The following is an 18,029-nucleotide window of genomic DNA, read 5'->3' on the forward strand; positions in this document are numbered from 1 at the left end:
TCGCACCTCAGGATGACGGATGCGGCGGCTGACACCCGCCTTAGCCATATCAATGACTTACCTACTGTGCATGGGGTTGTTTTCGTATCATGCCTCGGAGGGCCATTCGTCGCGAATCCATTTGACTCCGCCCCGATTCTGATTCGACTCGACGCCATCCCCAACTTAAGGGTTTCAGCCCCCACATCGTCGCTTGTGCGGCACCCCAAAACTCCATCTAGTGCACACGCAAAACGAGTCCCACGACACCTTGCGTGAACGGAACGGGACTCACAGGGGAGTCAGCGATTCGGCCGCGATTCGTTCTAGAGTCGTTCCGAAGCTTAAGGGATGAGGAAAAAGCGTCGCAAAGTGAGACAGTTGCGCGAGGTTTTCAAACCCCGTCATCCTGAGGTGGCCGCTTCTACAGCGGCCCTCGAAGGACGACGGGCCCGGCTGGTGCCATCAGGGATGCACCCCGGCCGTTCATCCTTCGAGGCTCGCCCAGCGGCGCGCTTGCGCCGCAAGGCGAGCACCTCAGGATGACGGATCGCGCGCTCGGCACCCCTTCGCCTCATCAAGCCCTGACTTTCGCCCCATCAGCCATTACCTATTCCGGCAGACATGGCCTTTCCTCCCTCCCCCTTCGCTTCCGAGCGCGTGCCCGGCGCTGGCGTCACTGCGGTGCTCGGGCCGACCAACACCGGCAAGACCCATCTCGCCATCGAACGGATGCTGGCGCATTCCTCAGGGCTGATCGGCCTGCCGCTGCGCCTGCTGGCGCGCGAGGTCTATAACAAGATCGTCGCCCGCGTCGGCCCCGAGGCCGTCGCGCTGGTGACGGGCGAGGAGAAGATCAAGCCCAGGAGCCCGCGCTACTGGGTCTCGACCGTCGAGGCGATGCCGCGCGATCTGGATGTCTCCTTCCTCGCCGTCGACGAGATCCAGATCGCCTCCGATCTCGAGCGCGGCCACGTCTTCACCGACCGCATCCTCAACCGCCGCGGCCGCGACGAGACGCTGCTGCTGGGCGCCGCCACGATGCGCCCGATCATCGAGCGGCTCCTGCCCGGCGTGTCCATGATCACCCGTCCCAGGCTGTCGCAGCTGGAATTCGCCGGCGACCGCAAGATCACGCGCCAGCCGCGCCGCACCGCCATCGTCGCCTTCTCCGCCGACGAGGTCTACGCCATCGCCGAGCTGATCCGCCGCCAGCACGGCGGCGCCGCCGTGGTGCTCGGCTCGCTCTCACCGCGCACCCGCAACGCGCAGGTGGCGATGTTCCAGAACGGCGATGTCGATTATCTCGTCGCCACCGATGCTGTCGGCATGGGCCTCAATCTCGACGTCGACCACGTCGCCTTCGCCTCCGACCGCAAGTTCGACGGCTTTCAGTTCAGAAGGCTGACGCCGGCCGAGTTCGCGCAAATCGCCGGCCGCGCGGGGCGCGCCACGCGCAACGGCACCTTCGGCACCACGGGCCGCTGCGGCCCGTTCGAGCCCGAGCTCGTGAATGCGCTCCAGAACCACATTTTCGATCCCGTGAAGATGCTGCAATGGCGCAACTCGAAGCTGGATTTCTCCTCCCTCGGCGCGCTCCAGGTCTCGCTCAACCTCGCCCCCGGCCACGAGACGCTGACGCGGGCGCCGATCGCCGAAGACATGCGCGTGCTCGACCACGCCGCCCGCGACGTCGAGGTGCGCGATATCGCGCATGGCAAGGCCGCCGTGGAGCGGCTCTGGGAGGCCTGCCAGGTCCCGGACTACCGGAAACTGTCGCCGGCGGCCCATGCCGAGCTGGTGACGACGCTCTACGGCTTCCTGATGCGGAAGGGCTGCATCCCCGATTCCTGGTTCGCGGCCCAGGTCGACCAGGCCGATCGCGTCGACGGCGACATCGACACGCTATCGGCTCGAATCGCGCAGATCCGCACCTGGACCTTCGTCGCCAACCGCCCGGACTGGCTGAAAGACCCCGATCGCTGGCAGGGGATCGCCCGCGAGGTCGAAAATAAATTATCGGATGCGCTCCATGAACGCTTGACTGAGCGTTTCGTTGATCGCCGGACCAGTGTATTGATGCGCCGCCTGCGGGAGAACACGAGCTTGAATACGGAAATCGGCAAGACCGGCGAAGTTATCGTCGAAGGCCATGTCATCGGCCGCCTCGATGGCTTCACCTTTGCACCGGATGCGGCGGAAGCTGGCTCCGATGCGAAAGCCTTGCAGGCTGCCGCGCAAGCGGTGCTCGCCGGCGAGATCAATACGCGCGCCGAAAAACTCGGCAACGCGCCGGACGATCAGTTCGTGCTGACCTCCGACGGCACCATCCGCTGGACCGGCGATGCCGTGGCGCGGCTGACGGCCGCAGAGGAGGCGCTGCATCCGCGCATCCGCATCATCTCGGATGAGCGGCTCACGGGCGCTCCCCGCGAAAAAGTGCAGGCGCGGCTCGACCTCTGGCTCAAGACGCATATCGAAAAGCTGCTCGGGCCGATGTTCGAGCTGTCCAAGGCCGAGGACGTCACGGGTATCGCCCGCGGCATCGCCTATCAGCTGGTCGAGGCGCTCGGTGTGCTCGAGCGTCCGAAGATCGCCAACGAGCTGAAGGATCTCGACCAGCCCTCGCGCGCGACGCTGCGTAAATACGGCGTCCGCTTCGGCGCCTATCACATCTATTTCCCCGGCATCCTGAAGCCCGCCGCGCGTGCGCTGGCCGCGCTGTTGTGGGCGCTGAAGCAGGACAATGTCGATCTGTCGGCGCTGTCGGGCGCGCAGCATCTGGCTTCATCCGGCCGCACTTCGTTCCCGGTCGACAAGAGCTTGCCGCGCGATGCCTATCGCGTGCTCGGCTACAAGCAGGCCGGCGAGCGTGCCGTGCGGGTCGACATCCTGGAGCGCCTTGCGGATCTGATCCGGCCCGCACTGGCCTGGCGCGAGAACTCGCCCGGCGAAAAGCCCGCCGGCGCGTTCGACGGCCGCAGCTTCGTTGTGACCCAGGCGATGACCTCACTTACCGGCTCCGCCGGCGAGGACTTTGCCTCGGTGCTGCGTGCGCTCGGCTATCGCATGGAGAAGCGTGCACCGCTGCCGCCGAAGCCGATCGCGACCGTGGCTGCGGAAACGCCGGCTGCTGAGGCATCTGCAGAAGCGCCTGCGACCGAACAGGCGGTCGCACCCGCGGATGCCGCGATCGAAGCCGTCACCGTCGAAGACGCGCCCGGCATGGAGCAGCACGACGAGCCCGCTCATGAAGAGCCGGCGCTCGAAGCCTCATCTGATTCGCCCGTCACGCCCGAAGATGCCCCCGGCATTGCCCCACCGGTGGAAGAGGCTGCTGCACCGGCAGAGGCTGCTGCCGAAGACGCTCCCGCGGAAACCGCCGCAGTCGAAGCCGCCGCCTCTCCCGATGCCGCTGCGCCGGTCGAGGCGGCGCCGACTGAAGCTGCGGCTGCGCCCGCTGAGCCCGAGCTCGTCGAAGTCTGGCGTCCCGGTGGCCGTCACGAGGATCGCAAGCCGCGTCACGAGCGTCATCGCCATCAGCGTCACCACAATCAGCGCCCGCAACAGGCGAGCGCCGAGGCCGGCGCTGAAGGCGCCACGGCGGCGCCGGGCGAAGCCGCCGAAGGCGCGAAGCCGGGGCATCGTCACGGCGGTGGCCATCGTCGCGACGGCGGCAGGGATTTCCGCAAGCCGCGTGAAGGCGGCGAGGCTGGTGAGCGCCGCGACGATCGCAATCGCAGCTTTCAGGGCAAGGACCGCGACAAGGATCGCGATCGCAACCGCGACAACAAGAAGTTCGGCGGCGATCGTGACAAGGGCCGCGACAATCGTGGTGGCCGCGACCGCGACAAGGGCAGGGATCGCCGCGACCGCGAGTCAGGTCCGTCGCTGCGTCCCTACGCCTCGAGCGCGAACCCGCGTGAGCGCGATCGTCCCGCCGATCCGAACTCGCCTTTCGCCAAGCTCGCCGCGCTGAAAGAGCAGCTCTCGGGGCGCAAGGAGTAGTCCCACGACCACCGAGCGGCAGCGCCTCGACAAATGGCTGTGGCACGCGCGGGTGGTGAAGGCGCGGACCTCGGCGGCTGAACTTGTCGTAACCGGCCACGTCCGCATCAACGGCACGCGCGAGAAATCGCCGGGCCATGCGGTCAAGATCGGCGACGTCATCACCGTCGGGCTCGATCGCACCGTGCGCGTGCTCAAAGTGACTGCTTTCATCGAGCGCCGCGGCGATGCCGCCTCGGCGCGCCTGCTCTACGAGGAGCTCGGCGACATAAAGCGCAATTAGTTGCGCGTGGTATTCATTTCTTGGTCGATCAACCACACAAAGCCGTCATGATCGGGGCTTCCCGACCTTGCAGCGCGGGGCCATCCGCGCTACGCAAGCCGCGACTTTTAAAAGAGCTTTTCGGAGCGTTGGATGACTTACGTCGTCACTGAAAACTGCATCAAGTGCAAGTACACCGACTGCGTCGAGGTCTGCCCCGTCGACTGTTTCTACGAGGGCGAGAACATGCTGGTCATCCATCCTGACGAATGCATCGATTGCGGCGTGTGCGAGCCGGAATGTCCGGCGGACGCCATCAAGCCGGACACCGAGCCGGGCCTGGAAAAGTGGCTTGAGGTAAACTCCGAATACGCCAAGAGCTGGCCGAACATCACCCAGAAGAAAGAATCACCTGCCGACGCCGAGGAGTTCGACGGGCAGGAGGGCAAGTTCGAGAAATATTTTTCTAAGAATCCCGGCTCCGGAGACTAAATTCCGGCGCAAACTTAACCCTAATAGCGTCGTCAGCGCCGAAAACCAGCCCTCAAGACCCCTAAATCATTGATTTTTGCGGGAAATGTGCTATATTGGGCACATTAAGCCGAACCCCGTCAGCCCCGCTTGGCCCCTCTGGGTTCCCGTGAAACCAAATGTCGAAACAGGGGCGTGGCAGTTTCCGCGCGCAGGCTGTGTCACAGAAAACGCGTAAAAAGAGTACTTCAGCGAGGGCTTCCCATAAGGAGGCCAAAAAAGTCGCCGCGGCCAGCCGTAGCGCATCCAAGGGTCGGACCGCGACGAAGGCGCCGGCTGCAAAGTCCTCGAAGAACAAAAGAAGCGCAATGCCTAACAAGACTGCCAAACCGGCCGCGAAAGCGACCGTTGCCAAGCCTGCTGCTGCCAAGGCTCCCGCGGCCAAGGCTCCCGCTGCCAAGCCCGTTGCTCCGAAGGCTCCCGTTGCTGCCGCCCCCGCCAAGGCCCCCGTTGCTGCTGCCAAGCCGGCCGTGAAGGCCGCTGCACCCGCGCCGAAGGTCGAGGAAAAGAAGGTCGTGACCCAGCGTCAGGGCTTCAAGGCCAATGAATTCGTCGTCTATCCCGCTCACGGCGTCGGCCAGATTCTGGCCATCGAGGAGCAGGAGATCGCCGGTGCGAAGCTCGAGCTGTTCGTCATCAACTTCATCAAGGACAAGATGACGCTGCGCGTTCCGACCGCGAAAGTTGCCAATGTCGGCATGCGCAAATTGTCCGAGCCGGCGTTGGTGAAGAAGGCGCTCGAGACCCTCAAGGGTCGCGCCCGCGTCAAGCGCACCATGTGGTCGCGCCGCGCCCAGGAATACGAAGCAAAGATCAATTCGGGCGACATCGTCGCGATCGCGGAAGTCGTGCGCGACCTCTATCGCTCGGAGTCGCAGCCCGAGCAGTCGTACTCCGAACGTCAGCTCTACGAAGCGGCGCTCGATCGTCTGTCCCGCGAGATCGCGGTGGTGCAGCACTCGACCGAGACCGAAGCGGTCAAGGAGATCGAGGCCCAGCTTGCCAAGAGCCCGCGCCGCGCCAATGCCAAGGCAGAAGCCGCCGACGGCGAAGGTGAGACGGATGCCGAGGGCGATACCGACGATACCGATGGCGACGACACCACCGTCGCCGACGAGGCCGCGTAAGCATCTCGTCGCGTCGATCGCAACAGTTCAAAAGCCCGGCCGCTCGGCCGGGCTTTTTGTTGGGGCGCGTGATCCAACGGCGGCCGAAGCTTCGGCATGGTCACGCGCGCGGCTGGGTCCAGATCGCGATCGGCCGCTCGAGCCCGCGGATCGGTTGGGGATCGCAGGCGATCAACGATGCAAATGCTCCGGCTGTGCTGCCGAGCTCCAGCTTGGCGCGGCTGACGAGATCGTTGCTTGCCACCAGCGCGCAGTCGAGCGTGCGCGTCAGCCCCTCCAGTCGGCTTGCCGCATTGACGGTCGCGCCGATCACGGCAAATTCCAGACAGGTGTGCCCGATGTCGCCGAGAACCACCGGTCCGTAATGCAGGCCAAAGCCGACGCGCATCGCTGGCTCGCCGGCCGCCGTTCGTCGCGCGTTCCAGCCGTCTGCCGCCGCGATCATGGCCTGGGCACAGCGCAACGCGTTGCTGGCATCGCACGGACCTGCGAAGGGCGTGCCGAATGTCGCCATCAATCCATCGCCCAGATATTTGTCCAGCGTGCCCTCGTGGCGGAAGACCTCCTGCTCCATCAATCCGTGGAATTCGCGCAGCGTCCGCACCACTTCGTCCGGAGCGCGCACATCGGCAAAGGCCGTGAAGCCGACGATGTCCACGAACAGCACCGCGACGTCCTGGGTGCGCACCTGCTTCAACGGCTCGTCGTGCTTCGATAATTCCGTGACGACGTTGGGTGAGAAGTAGCGCGCAAGGTTGCCGCGTTCCCGCTCCACCGCGGCGTGTCTGATCAAGAGATCATTGCTGCGGCGAACCGCGAGCGCCAGCGTAACGGCCACGATCAGGAAGACGACGATTTCCTGGATGCGGAGGCCGAATCCGATCGCGCTGGGCGAAATCAACGCGAGCAGCCTGTGATCGCTGCCCACCGCCTCTGCAATGCGGGCGGTCAGCGCGGGACTAGGATCGGGTTGCCACCACACCCAGGCAAGGCCGATCGCCCACAGCGCCGCGGTCCATGTGCCGACCGCAATCACGGTTCGCCAGGAATAGGCCAGCGTGCCGGCGGCGAGCAGTACGAAGAAGTAGATGAAGTTGCCGAAATGGTATTGCATCGCCGCCGGCCAGTGTGTCGTGCCGAACGGGTTCGGGACGACGATGACGAATGTGAGCAGCGCCAGGTCGCAGAACAAAAGCGCCAATTCCGGTCGCGAAACGCCGACCCGTCCGACCCTGACTTGGGCCCAGCCGATCAAAGCGAACAGGCCTAGCAACGCCACGTAGTAGAGCTGCTCCCATGCCGGGTTGATGGCCAGCAACAGGCAGGCGATGACGGCCAGCGCGACATAGCGCGCCCGCACGGCCAGTTGCAGGCCCTCCTTCTTGCCGGCTTCGAGCGCGGCCTGTGCAAACTGGACGGTTTCGGTATCACGCTGGCTGCGCGCGCGCGACTGCGCGGCGGACCCGCCGAGGCGTTCGACGAGCATTGTCACAAGGCGGTCTCCTCGCTTGGCCGTTGCAGCACTGCGCCGGCCGTCAGCCGACGCATCCGGTAGTCTAGTGATGCATGGCCGCGAGGTCATCAGCTCGGCTGGGTGTTTTCCTCTCCACGCGGCGAACCGCTCATTTCACCGGTCGCTTCTCGAGCTTCCGCGCCAGCGTGCGGCGGTGCATGCCCAGCCGCCTTGCCGCCTCCGAAATGTTGAAATCGGTCTCGATCAGCGTCTGGTGGATGCGCTCCCATTCCAGCGTCTTGATCGAGGTCGGCCGCACGTCCAGCGCGACTTCGGCGTTGCCTTCGGCCTTGGTGAAGGCGGCTTCGATGTCATCGGTGTTGGAAGGCTTTGCGAGGTAGTGGCAGGCCCCTAACTTGATGGCCTCGACGGCGGTCGAGATGCTGGCAAAGCCCGTCAGCACCACGATCAGCATCTCCTCGTCATGGGCATGCAGCAGCTCGACACAGGCGAGCCCCGAGGCGCCCCCGAGCTTGAGGTCGACCACGGCGTAGCCGAACGATCGATCCTCCAGAACCTTTCGGACATCCTCGATCGACGCGGCGAGCACGACCTCATAGCCGCGGCGCTCGAACGAGCGCTTCAGCGTGCGCGCAAAGCCTTCGTCGTCCTCGACGACGATGAGCGAGCGGTCAGGCGTCAAAGCGGCCTCCGATCGCGAGCGTGGCGAGCGGCAAGGTGAGCCGGACGGTGGCGCCGCGCTTCCTGTGGTTCTCCGCGGTCACGCTCCCCCCCAACTTGCGCACCACGTTCACCACCAGGAACAGGCCGAGCCCGCCGCCGGCGCGGCCCTTGCTCGACTGATAGGGCTTTCCGAGCTGCGCCAGCATTTCCGGCGCAAAGCCCGGGCCGCGGTCGCTGATCGACAGCACCAGATTGTCGCCCTCGCGCTCGGCGAGCAACTCCACCCATTCGCGCGAGACCTCGTAGGCGTTGTCGAGCACGTTGAAGATCACCTGCTTCAGCGCGATGTCCGAGACGATCGCGACATCCTCGCCAAAGGTGTTGGTGAAATAGAGCGTCCGCGCCGAGCGGGCGTCGCGCCATTCCTCGACCAGCGCGGTGACGAAGTCCGTCACCGTCGTCGGCGAGGATCCTTCGCCGCGCGCCTCGCCGGCCGACACCAGAATGCCTGTTACGATGCTTTTGCAGCGTTGCAGCGAGGTCTCCATCTCCGTGAGGTCCTCGGCAAGCTCCTGATCGGCGACAAGATCGGGCATGCGGCGCCAGTCGCTGAGGATGACGGAGAGCGAGGCGAGCGGCGTGCCGAGCTCATGCGCGGCGCCGGAGGCAAGCAGGCCCATGCGGACGATGTGGTCCTGCTCGGCGGCGTGCTGCCGCAGGGCCGCCAGATGCGCGTCGCGCTGACGCAAATTCCTGTTGATGCGGGTGACGAACACGACCAGCAGCACGGCGTTGAGAACGAAGCCGAGCAGCATGCCTGTGACGGTGAGCGTGTAGGTCTCGCTGAGGGGATTTGGCGGCAGGTCGAGCGGCCGATAGGCCAGCGTCAGCCAGACGAAGCTCGCGCAGGTCAGCGCCACCAGCGACCAGGTCGAACGGGAATCGAGCAGCACCGCTCCCAGCGTCACCTGGAGCAGGAACAACGAGGTGAAGGGATTGGTGGCGCCTCCGCTGAGATAGAGCTGCGCGGTCAGGGCGGCGACGTCGAGCATCAGCGCGACCAGGAGCTCATTGTTGGTGATCGCGGCGCGATGGCGCACCCAGACCAGGCTGGAGACGTTGAGCAGCACCAGCGCGCCGATCACCGCGCCCATGCGGGTGAGGGGCAGGGGAATGCCGAGCCAGAAGTGCACGCCGCCGATGGTGACGATCTGGCCGACCACCGCGGTCCAGCGCAGCTGGATCAGCAGCGCCATGTTCTTGCGATTGGTCTCGTCGTCGGTCGGGGCAGCGCCGATCAGCTCGCTGCGCGCGTCCGCCTGCGATTGCAGCGTGACGGCCAGCTCGCCAAAATGTCGTCCATCGTCAGGTCGGTTCGACGATCGTTCCAGCATCTGATCCCGTCCTGCGGGCGGAGGCGTCTAGGCCGCCGGCCGGTTCGAAGCGTTGGCGGCGGAACAGCCCGCCGCGAAATGTGACGAAAAGTCTACCGGCCAGCATGAAAGCCAGGGCAAACCACGTCAGCGCGTAGATCAGGTGGTTATTGGGAAAGCGGACCACGGTCAATCCGCCGATTGGACCGGGACCGGATCGTGATCCGGCATCGGCATCGATGAAAAAGGGCGCCACGTTGTGGAGATCGCGGGCCGCCGCAATCGCGGCGACATCCCGCGAATACCAGCGGTTGTGCTGGGGCACGTTGTCCCTGAGGAATCCGCCTTTCGGCTCGGTGATGCGCAAAAGGCCCGTGACCTCGACCTGGCCGTCCGGATTGCCATCTTGGCGCGCCGATGGGGCACGCCGCTCCGACGGCGCGAAGCCGCGGTTGATCAGGACAGTCGTGCCGTCATCGCGCTCAAGCGGCGTCAGCACCCAATAGCCGGGGCCTTCCTCGGTGACGGCCTGAACCAGCGTCTCGCGGTCGTGCAGGAAGCGGCCGGCGACGCTGACATGCCGGTATTCGTCGCTGGCGGCGGTGATCGCCGGCCACGACGCCCGCGAGGGGATCGGCCGCGCCGGGGCATGAACGCGCTGCTCGACCCGGTCGATCAGCGCCAACTTCCAAGTGCGGCGCTCGACCTGCCAGACGCCGAGGGCCATCAGAACGACAAACGCGATGAGCGAGAGAACCGTGAGCCACAGGGACGGACGCGCAGCCCGTTCGGGGCTGCGCGTTTCGTGATCCTCTGGTCTCACGGGATCGCTCACTTCATTCCCGTCATCTCGTGGGTCGGCATCATGTTGCTGTTGAGGTGGTTCATCACCCACAGCGAACCCGACAGCGCGATCACCACCATGACGATGGTGAAGATCAGCGCCATCATGCTCCAGCCGTTCTCGGACTTGGGGCTCATATGCAGGAAGTAGATCATGTGCACGACGATCTGCACGACCGCGAAGGCCATGATGACCAGTGCGGTGATCTGCTTGCTCGGCAGCGTGCCGCTCATCACCAGCCAGAACGGGATCGCGGTCAGCGCCACCGACAGCACGAAGCCGAGCATGTAGCCCGAGAACGTGCTGTGGGCGTGGCCGTCGTCGTGGTGATGGCCGTCCGCGTGCGCGGCGTGGGTATCGGTGCTCATCGAAGAACTCCCAGGAGATAGACGAAGGTGAAGACGCCGATCCAGACCACGTCGAGGAAGTGCCAGAACATCGACAGGCACATCAGGCGGCGGCGGTTGGCCTCGATCAGGCCGAAGCGCCAGACCTGCACCATCAGCGTCACCAGCCAGATCAGGCCGCAGGAGACGTGCAGGCCGTGGGTGCCGACCAGGGTGAAGAAGGCCGACAGGAAGGCGCTGCGCTGCGGCGTTGCGCCCTCATGGATCATGTGGGCGAACTCGGTGAGCTCGATGCCGATGAAGGCGGCGCCGAACAGGCCGGTGATCAGGAGCCACATCTGTGTCTGCGCGATCTTGTTCTGCTGCATCGTCAGCATGGCAAAACCATAGGTGATCGACGACAGCAGCAGCATCGAGGTGTTCACCGCGACCAGGTTGAGGTCGAACAGGTCCTTCGGTGCGGGGCCGGCGGCGTAGTTGGCGCCGAGCACGCCGAAGGCGGCAAACAGCATCGCGAAGATGAGGCAGTCGCTCATCAGATAGATCCAGAAACCGAGCGAGGTGCTGTAGCCTTCCGGATGCGGATGTTCGTCGGCGAGATAGAAGACCGGCTCGCCGGTTTGGGTGGGATTGACAGCGACGGTCATTTACTTGGCTCCGGCGAGCAGTTTGGTGCGCGCGTCCTCGGTCCGGATGACGTCGTCAGCCGGAATGTCGAAGTCGCGGTGATAGTTGAAGGTGTGACCGATCCCGACGGCGAGCATCGCGATGAAGCTCAAGGCGGCCAGCCACCACATGTACCAGATCAGGCCAAAACCCATCGCGGTGGCGAAGCCGGCGAGGATGATGCCGGTGCCGGTGCTGCTGGGCATATGGATCGATTTGAATCCCATCAGCGGACGCTGGTAACCGCGCTTCTTCATGTCCCACCAGGCGTCGTTGTCGTGGACGACGGGCGTGAAGGCGAAGTTGTAGTCCGGCGGCGGCGAGGACGTTGCCCATTCCAGCGTGCGCGCATCCCAGGGATCGCCGGTGACGTCCTTGAGCTGCTCGCGCTTGAGGAACGAGACGGCGAACTGCATCAGCATCGAGAGAATGCCGAGGAAGACGAGACCGGCGCCGATCGCGGCGATGACGAACCAGACCTGAAGCGAGGCATCGTCGAACACGCGCAGGCGGCGGGTCACGCCCATCAGGCCGAGCACATAGAGCGGCATGAAGGCCATGTAGAAGCCGGTGACCCAGAACCAGAACGAGCACTTGCCCCAGAACGGATCGAGCTTGAAGCCGAACGCCTTCGGGAACCAGTAGTTGATGCCGGCGAACGCGCCGAACACCACCCCGCCGATGATCACATTGTGGAAGTGCGCGATCAGGAACAGGCTGTTGTGCAGGACGAAGTCGGCCGGCGGCACCGCGAGCAGCACGCCGGTCATGCCGCCGATCACGAAGGTGAGCATGAAGGCGATGGTCCACAGCATCGGCAGCTCGTAGCGGATGCGGCCGCGATACATCGTGAACAGCCAGTTGAACATCTTCGCGCCCGTCGGGATCGAGATGATCATCGTGGTGATGCCGAAGAACGAGTTGACGCTGGCGCCGGAGCCCATCGTGAAGAAATGGTGCAGCCAGACCAGATACGACAGGATGGTGATGACGACAGTGGCGTAGACCATCGAGGTGTAGCCGAACAGGCGCTTGCCGGAGAAGGTCGAGGTGACTTCCGAGAAGATGCCGAAGGCGGGGAGAACCAGGATGTAGACTTCAGGGTGGCCCCAGATCCAGATCAGGTTCACGTACATCATCGGGCTGCCGCCGAAATCGTTCGTGAAGAAGTTGGTGCCGACATAGCGATCGAGCGAGAGCAGCGCGAGCACGACGGTCAGGACGGGGAAGGAGGCGACGATCAGGATGTTGGTGCAGAGTGAGGTCCAGGTGAACACCGGCATCTTCATCATGGTCATGCCGGGGCAGCGCAGCTTGACGATGGTGCAGATCAGATTGATGCCCGATAGCGTCGTTCCGACGCCGGCGACCTGGAGCGCCCAGATGTAATAGTCGACGCCGACATCAGGACTGTAGCCGATGTTCGACAGCGGCGGATAAGCCAGCCAGCCGGTGCGGGCGAATTCGCCGATGAACAGCGAGGCCATCACCAGCACCGCGCCGCCGACCGTCATCCAGAAGCTGAAATTGTTCAGGAACGGGAACGACACGTCGCGGGCGCCGATCTGCAGCGGCACGACGTAGTTCATCAGGCCTGTCACCAGCGGCATCGCCACGAAGAAGATCATGATCACGCCGTGGGCGGTGAAGACCTGGTCGTAGTGATGGGCGGGCAGGAAGCCTTCCGAACCGTTGAACGCCATCGCCTGCTGCGCGCGCATCATCAGCGCGTCGGCGAAACCGCGCAGCAGCATGACGATGCCGAGGATCATGTACATGATGCCGATGCGCTTGTGGTCGACGGTGGTGAACCACTCGCGCCACAGATAGCCCCAGAGGCGGAAATAGGTGAGGCCTGCAAGCAGCGTGATGCCGCCGAGCGCGACCATGATGAAAGTGCCGACGAGGATCGGCTCGTGCAGCGGCAGCGAATCGATGCCGAGACGGCCGAAGATGAACTTGAGAAGATCAGGAGACATGCTGGATCTCTTTAGGAATCGGACTTCAGGAATCGGACTTGGGACGCTGTCCGAGGAAGAAGGACGAGGACTTCAGCGGCGCCAAAGTCGGCCGCTTCAGGCCGGCACCGACGAGCGGCGCGGTGTCGAGCGGCGCCTTGATCGCCGCCGTCGTCCGGCCTTGCGGCGCATCCGGCGTGCAGGTGCCGGCGACGAAGACAGGCTCCGGCCCGAGCACGGTGCCGCGGCGGGCGTATTTGTCGTAGAGCGGAAGGGTGTTGTTCAGGCCCTCATGGCCGTTACCGCCCTTGGCGTCGATCGCCATCATCTCGCTCTGGCACATCTTGCCGGTCTCGACGCACATGTTGAGGATCAGGCGATAGAGATCGGAATCGACCGAGCCCCAGCGGCGCACCGGCTCGTTCTCGCTGGGCTTTTCGAGCTGGAGATATTCAGTGCGGCCAAGCGAGCCACCGGCGGACTTGGCCTGCGCGACCCAGGCGTCAAAACCCCTGTCGTCGAGGCCCTGGAAGTTGAAGTGCATGCCGGAGAAGCCGGCACCGCTGTAGTTCGCCGAGAAGCCCTTATAGGTGCCGGCGTGATTCACGACGGCGTGGAGCTTGGTCTCCATGCCCGGCATCGCATAGATCTGGCCGGCGAGCGCGGGGATGTAGAACGAGTTCATCACCGAAGAGGCGGTAATGCGGAAATTGATCGGACGATCGACGGGCGCTGCCAGGTCGTTGACGGTGGCGATGCCGTAGTCGGGATAGATAAAGAGCCACTTCCAGTCGAGCGCGACGACATCGACCTCGAGCGGCGCCTTGGACTGGTCGATGGCACGGTCGGCATGGATGCGCCCGAGCGTGCGATAGGGGTCGAGCAGATGCGTGCCCATCCAGGTCAGCGCGCCAAGGCAAACGATGATCAGCAGCGGCGCCGACCAGATCACCAGCTCGAGCTTGGTCGAGTGGTCCCAATCCGGCTCATAGCGGGCCGAGGTGTTGGACTGGCGGTAGCGCCAGGCGAACAGCACCGTCAGCGCCATCACGGGGACGACGATCAGGAGCATCAGGACGGTGGAGATGATGACGAGGTCGCGCTGTTGGGCAGCGATATCGCCGGCTGGCGCCAGCACGATGTAGTTGCAGCCGCTGAGCGCGGCCGCCAGGGGTAGCAGCGCCAGGATCTTGAGACGGGACACGGGCCGAGCCTTATGAGAATGAGTTTCCTTTGCGGGGCCAATGGGTAGCTGCGGCGCAGCAATCCGGACATTGGACAATTTGTCCAATGTTGCAGTGCGAGATGTTGGGTCAAACAGGTCTGGATTGCCTGGCGTCAAGCCGGGCGGTCGGCTTTGGTTTTCAGGACGTTAAGGGCGCACGCATGGCGACGGCACAGACCCCCGCACTGGCGGATATCCACTCGGGCGAGCACGGCCACGACCAGGCCAGTCCCGGCGAGATCGCCATCGGCGTCATCATCGGCCGCACCTCGGAATTCTTCGACTTCTTCGTCTACGCGATCGCCTCGGTGATCGTGTTTCCGCGCCTGGTGTTTCCGTTCACGAGCGAGCTGACCGGCACCCTCTATTCCTTCATGATCTTCGCGCTGGCCTTCATGGCCCGGCCGATCGGCACCGTCATTTTCATGACTGTTGACCGCGAGTACGGCAAGACCGCCAAGCTGGTCTCGGCGCTGTTCCTGCTCGGCACCGCCACGGTGGCGCTGGCGTTCCTGCCCGGCTATTCCGAGATCGGCGTAGCCGCGATCTGGCTGCTGGCGCTGGCGCGTCTTGCGCAGGGTCTGGCCTGGGGCGGCGCCTGGGACGGCATGGCCTCGCTGCTGGCGCTGAATGCGCCGGCGTCCCAGCGCGGCTGGTACGCAATGGTGCCGCAGCTCGGCGCCCCGCTCGGGCTGATCGTGGCGAGTGCGCTGTTTGCCTATTTCGCCGGTCTCCTCTCGGCCGATGATTTCTTTGACTGGGGCTGGCGCTATCCGTTCTTCGTCGCCTTCGCCATCAACGTGGTTGCGCTGTTCGCCCGCCTGCGCATGGTGACGACAGAAGAATACGCCACACTGTTCGAGACTCGCGAACTCCAGCCGGCGCGGATCTCAGAGACGGTTGCACGCGAAGGCCAGACCATCATGCTTGGCGCGTTCGCGCCGCTGGCGAGCTTCGCGCTGTTCCACATGGTCACGGTGTTCCCGCTGTCCTGGGTGTTCCTGTTCACCCGCGAAAGCCCGGTGCGCTTCTTGATCATCGAGATCGTGGCGGCCGTGTTCGGCGTCGCTGCGATCGTGGCCTCCGGCATCATCGCCGACCGCGTCGGCCGCAAATCGCTGTTGATGGGGTCGGCAATCGCAATCGCGATCTACAGCGGCTTTGCCCCGCAGCTGCTCGATGCCGGCGCGTTCGGCGAGACCATCTACATGGTGATCGGCTTCATCCTGCTCGGCCTCTCCTTCGGCCAGTCCTCGGGCGCGATCGCCTCGAACTTCAAGCAGATGTATCGCTACACGGCCTCCGCCCTGACCTCCGACATGGCCTGGTTGTTCGGCGCCGGCTTCGCCCCGCTGGTCGCGCTGTTGCTCGCCACCAATCTCGGCGTCATCGCCTCGGGTGCGTACCTGCTGTCCGGCGCGTTCTGGACCCTGCTTGCGCTCTGGCTCAGTGGCCAGCGCGAAGCCGGTGACATGGACGCGGGTCAATCGTCGAACTGACGGGAATAAAGTTCGAGGCGGACGATCCTGTTGGCGGGACCGCTAACAGGAGATGCCATGAACGTCTGGTCGAATTCCGCCGGTCGGCGAAGCACTGCAAGCCTGGCTTTCGCGATTACGCTTCTTTGCGCTAGCGGCCCCGCCGGCGCGACCGGCAATGTCGCGCGGGGGCAGACGCTCTACAAGGGCTGTGCAGACTGCCACTCGATCGACGAGAACGGCGTCGGTCCGATGCACAAGGGCGTGGTCGGGCGCAAGGCGGGCAGCGTCGCGGGCTACGATTACTCGCCCGACCTGAAGAACTCCGGGATCGTCTGGACCGAGGACAATCTCGACAAATGGCTGACCGGGCCGCAGGCCATGGTGCCCGAAACCAAGATGTTCTTCGACGTGCCGGATGCGCAGGATCGCGCCGATATCATCGCGTATTTGAAGGAGAAGGCGCGGTAAGGCAGTGCAGGTCTCGTAGGGTGGGCAAAGCGAAGCGTGCCCACGATCTGTTGCTACAATTGATGAATGGTGGGCACGGCGCTGCGCGCCTTTGCCCACCCTACGGCAGCCGCGCCAGCCTCAATCCGTCACGATCTTCACGCGGTCACGCACCTTCACCTGCGCGGTGCGGTCGAGCCCGTTCAGCACACGAAAGCGTTCGGCGGGATGATCGACGCCGGCCATGCGGTGCGAGAGCGATTCCACGGTGTCGCCGGGCTGCACGGTGATGACCTTGATGCGTAGCGGACGCGCGGCCTGGATCTCTTCGAGCGTCAGGCGGCGGAAGGAATTGACGGTCTCGCGCGCATTGCGCTCGCTCTCGGTCGACTTCTGCCGCGTGGCGAAGATGAAGCGGTAGACGTCGCTGCCGAAGCGCAGCGCATAGACCTTGAATTGCCACTGGTCGCCCTTGGCGGCGGCGGACGCGGCCGGGAAGCCGTTGATGGTCAGGTCTTCGGTCGAGGCCTTCTCGACGCCCTCCATCCAGCCGGAATTGAGGTAATCGCCGAGCGATTGTTCGGCCGGCACCCGCACGACATCGAAGCGCATCGCCTGCGAGCCGCCCTCGCGCACGCCGATCACCGCCTGTGCGGTGTTGTCGAGTGTAAAGTTATCGGGCGCCTGGAAGGTGAAGCCGAGCTTCGGATGCAGGAATCTGCGGCCGCGGACGAAGCCTTCGCTCGGATCCTCGCCATAGACGAGGTTGTCGATCGCGGCGAGATAGCTCTCGCGGTCGCGCTCGGCGCCTTCGGGCGCCGCATATTGCCGCGCGATCGTCTGCGCATTCTGCACCCGCTCGGGCGTTGCCGGATGCGACGATGTGAAATCCTGCGCGCGCGGATCGAGCGAGCTCTTGCCGGCCTTCAGCTCGGCATTGCGCTCCATCGCCGAGAGAAAGCGGGCGGCACCGTAAGGGTCGAAATGCGCCTTGGCGGAGATGCCGACGCCGATGCCGTCAGCCTCGAATTCCTGGTTGCGCGAAAAGCTCGCCATGGTGAGCTTGGTCTTGGCGAGCGCGAGCGCGGTCAGATCAGGGTCGCTGCTCATATCGGTGACGACACGGGTCACGATCGCGGCCTGACGGGCCTGGTCCTCGCGCATCGCGGCGTGCTTGGACAGCACATGCGCCATCTCGTGGCTGAGCACGGAGGACAATTCCGAGGTATCGCTGGCCAGCGCAATCAGCCCGCGGGTGACGTAGAGCTGGCCGTTCGGCAGGGCGAAGGCGTTCACTGCGCCGGAATTGAGGATGGTGACCTTGTAGCCCTGATCCGGGCGGTCGGAGGCGGCAACGAGGCGGTCGACAGTCTTGCTGACCAGTGATTCGAGCTTGGGGTCGTCGTATGTGCCGCCATAGCTCGCCAGGATCCGCTCGTGTTCCTTTTCGGTGGCGGGGGTCTGGGCGACGGCCGGCTTGGGCTTGGGCATCGCCACGGTTGCCGGGGTCGCAACAGTCTGGAACCGACCCATATCGCCGCAACCGGCCAGACCTGTGCCCAGCAGCAGGCAAAGCATGGCCGGCGCAGCCCGCAGGCGGCGTCCTTCGCCAATTTTGCGCTGTTCTAGCACCCCATTCACGTC

14 protein-coding genes and 1 pseudogene are annotated in these 18,029 nt (G+C 64.6%); 6 read left to right on the plus strand and 9 right to left on the minus strand.

What is annotated here, in order from left to right:
* Positions 1-603: 603 nt before the first annotated feature.
* The 4 genes and pseudogenes from XH80_RS40210 (at position 604) to XH80_RS40225 (ending at position 5,907) form a co-directional block, all read left to right on the plus strand.
* Positions 604-3,987 carry a helicase-related protein gene (locus tag XH80_RS40210; RefSeq protein WP_271603407.1) on the plus strand — a complete coding sequence of 1,128 codons (3,384 nt, stop codon included), beginning with the start codon at positions 604-606 and terminating at the stop codon, positions 3,985-3,987.
* A gap of 13 nt (positions 3,988-4,000) precedes the next feature.
* Positions 4,001-4,270 (plus strand): annotated as a pseudogene (locus XH80_RS40215) (RNA-binding S4 domain-containing protein); the annotation flags it as partial.
* A 132-nt stretch (positions 4,271-4,402) separates the two neighbouring features.
* Complete coding sequence (fdxA, locus tag XH80_RS40220; RefSeq protein WP_220001295.1) at positions 4,403-4,741, plus strand: ferredoxin FdxA; 339 nt, start codon at positions 4,403-4,405, stop codon at positions 4,739-4,741.
* Between the two features lie 347 nt (positions 4,742-5,088).
* Entirely contained in the window at positions 5,089-5,907 is an 819-nt protein-coding gene (locus XH80_RS40225) for a CarD family transcriptional regulator (RefSeq protein ID WP_220001296.1), read from the plus strand.
* Between the two features lie 100 nt (positions 5,908-6,007).
* Here XH80_RS40225 and XH80_RS40230 read toward each other — a convergent pair whose 3' ends face one another.
* From XH80_RS40230 to cyoA, 8 genes are all read right to left on the minus strand, one after another.
* Positions 6,008-7,393 carry an adenylate/guanylate cyclase domain-containing protein gene (locus XH80_RS40230; protein WP_271603946.1) on the minus strand — a complete coding sequence of 462 codons (1,386 nt, stop codon included), beginning with the start codon at positions 7,391-7,393 and terminating at the stop codon, positions 6,008-6,010.
* A gap of 136 nt (positions 7,394-7,529) precedes the next feature.
* On the minus strand, positions 7,530-8,063 hold the full coding sequence (locus XH80_RS40235; RefSeq protein WP_220001298.1) for a response regulator transcription factor: 534 nt from the start codon (positions 8,061-8,063) through the stop codon (positions 7,530-7,532).
* Positions 8,053-9,438: an ATP-binding protein gene (locus tag XH80_RS40240; protein WP_271603408.1), complete on the minus strand. Its 1,386-nt coding sequence runs from the start codon at positions 9,436-9,438 to the stop codon at positions 8,053-8,055. Before XH80_RS40240 ends, XH80_RS40235 begins: the two co-directional genes overlap by 11 nt.
* Complete coding sequence (locus XH80_RS40245) at positions 9,410-10,240, minus strand: SURF1 family protein (RefSeq protein ID WP_442869207.1); 831 nt, start codon at positions 10,238-10,240, stop codon at positions 9,410-9,412. The genes XH80_RS40240 and XH80_RS40245 overlap by 29 nt, the downstream gene beginning before the upstream one ends.
* Positions 10,241-10,248: 8 nt before the next feature.
* A complete protein-coding gene (gene cyoD / locus XH80_RS40250; protein ID WP_271603410.1) occupies positions 10,249-10,629 on the minus strand; it encodes a cytochrome o ubiquinol oxidase subunit IV in 381 nt (126 codons plus the stop codon).
* Positions 10,626-11,255, minus strand: a complete 630-nt coding sequence (gene cyoC, locus XH80_RS40255) for a cytochrome o ubiquinol oxidase subunit III (protein ID WP_057747468.1) — start codon at positions 11,253-11,255, stop codon at positions 10,626-10,628. Before cyoC ends, cyoD begins: the two co-directional genes overlap by 4 nt.
* Complete coding sequence (gene cyoB / locus XH80_RS40260) at positions 11,256-13,253, minus strand: cytochrome o ubiquinol oxidase subunit I (protein WP_271603411.1); 1,998 nt, start codon at positions 13,251-13,253, stop codon at positions 11,256-11,258.
* Positions 13,254-13,278: 25 nt separating this feature from the next.
* Complete coding sequence (cyoA, locus tag XH80_RS40265; RefSeq protein ID WP_271603412.1) at positions 13,279-14,436, minus strand: ubiquinol oxidase subunit II; 1,158 nt, start codon at positions 14,434-14,436, stop codon at positions 13,279-13,281.
* A 182-nt stretch (positions 14,437-14,618) separates the two neighbouring features.
* Between cyoA and XH80_RS40270 the strand changes: the two genes are divergently transcribed.
* On the plus strand, positions 14,619-15,956 hold the full coding sequence (locus XH80_RS40270; RefSeq protein WP_057747471.1) for an MFS transporter: 1,338 nt from the start codon (positions 14,619-14,621) through the stop codon (positions 15,954-15,956).
* A 57-nt stretch (positions 15,957-16,013) separates the two neighbouring features.
* Positions 16,014-16,406 carry a c-type cytochrome gene (locus XH80_RS40275; protein ID WP_271603413.1) on the plus strand — a complete coding sequence of 131 codons (393 nt, stop codon included), beginning with the start codon at positions 16,014-16,016 and terminating at the stop codon, positions 16,404-16,406.
* Positions 16,407-16,526: 120 nt separating this feature from the next.
* On the opposite strand, the gene XH80_RS40280 is transcribed toward XH80_RS40275, so the two are convergent.
* Positions 16,527-17,963: a M48 family metalloprotease gene (locus tag XH80_RS40280; protein ID WP_271603414.1), complete on the minus strand. Its 1,437-nt coding sequence runs from the start codon at positions 17,961-17,963 to the stop codon at positions 16,527-16,529.
* Between the last annotated feature and the right edge of the window lie 66 nt (positions 17,964-18,029).

The sequence above is a fragment of the Bradyrhizobium sp. CCBAU 45384 genome, from assembly GCF_028128665.1.
Taxonomy (GTDB): Bacteria; Pseudomonadota; Alphaproteobacteria; order Rhizobiales; family Xanthobacteraceae; genus Bradyrhizobium; species Bradyrhizobium manausense.

Bases quoted from the DNA above. Each gene is read 5' to 3' on its own strand.
- cyoB (WP_271603411.1), bottom strand. From the start codon at position 13,253: ATGTCTCCTGATCTTCTCAAGTTCATCTTCGGCCGTCTCGGCATCGAT.
- XH80_RS40225 (WP_220001296.1), top strand. From the start codon at position 5,089: ATGCCTAACAAGACTGCCAAACCGGCCGCGAAAGCGACCGTTGCCAAG.
- XH80_RS40275 (WP_271603413.1), top strand. From the start codon at position 16,014: ATGAACGTCTGGTCGAATTCCGCCGGTCGGCGAAGCACTGCAAGCCTG.
- fdxA (WP_220001295.1), top strand. From the start codon at position 4,403: ATGACTTACGTCGTCACTGAAAACTGCATCAAGTGCAAGTACACCGAC.
- cyoD (WP_271603410.1), bottom strand. From the start codon at position 10,629: ATGAGCACCGATACCCACGCCGCGCACGCGGACGGCCATCACCACGAC.
- cyoC (WP_057747468.1), bottom strand. From the start codon at position 11,255: ATGACCGTCGCTGTCAATCCCACCCAAACCGGCGAGCCGGTCTTCTAT.
- XH80_RS40270 (WP_057747471.1), top strand. From the start codon at position 14,619: ATGGCGACGGCACAGACCCCCGCACTGGCGGATATCCACTCGGGCGAG.
- XH80_RS40280 (WP_271603414.1), bottom strand. From the start codon at position 17,963: ATGCTTTGCCTGCTGCTGGGCACAGGTCTGGCCGGTTGCGGCGATATG.
- XH80_RS40230 (WP_271603946.1), bottom strand. From the start codon at position 7,393: ATGCTCGTCGAACGCCTCGGCGGGTCCGCCGCGCAGTCGCGCGCGCGC.
- XH80_RS40240 (WP_271603408.1), bottom strand. From the start codon at position 9,438: ATGCTGGAACGATCGTCGAACCGACCTGACGATGGACGACATTTTGGC.
- XH80_RS40210 (WP_271603407.1), top strand. From the start codon at position 604: ATGGCCTTTCCTCCCTCCCCCTTCGCTTCCGAGCGCGTGCCCGGCGCT.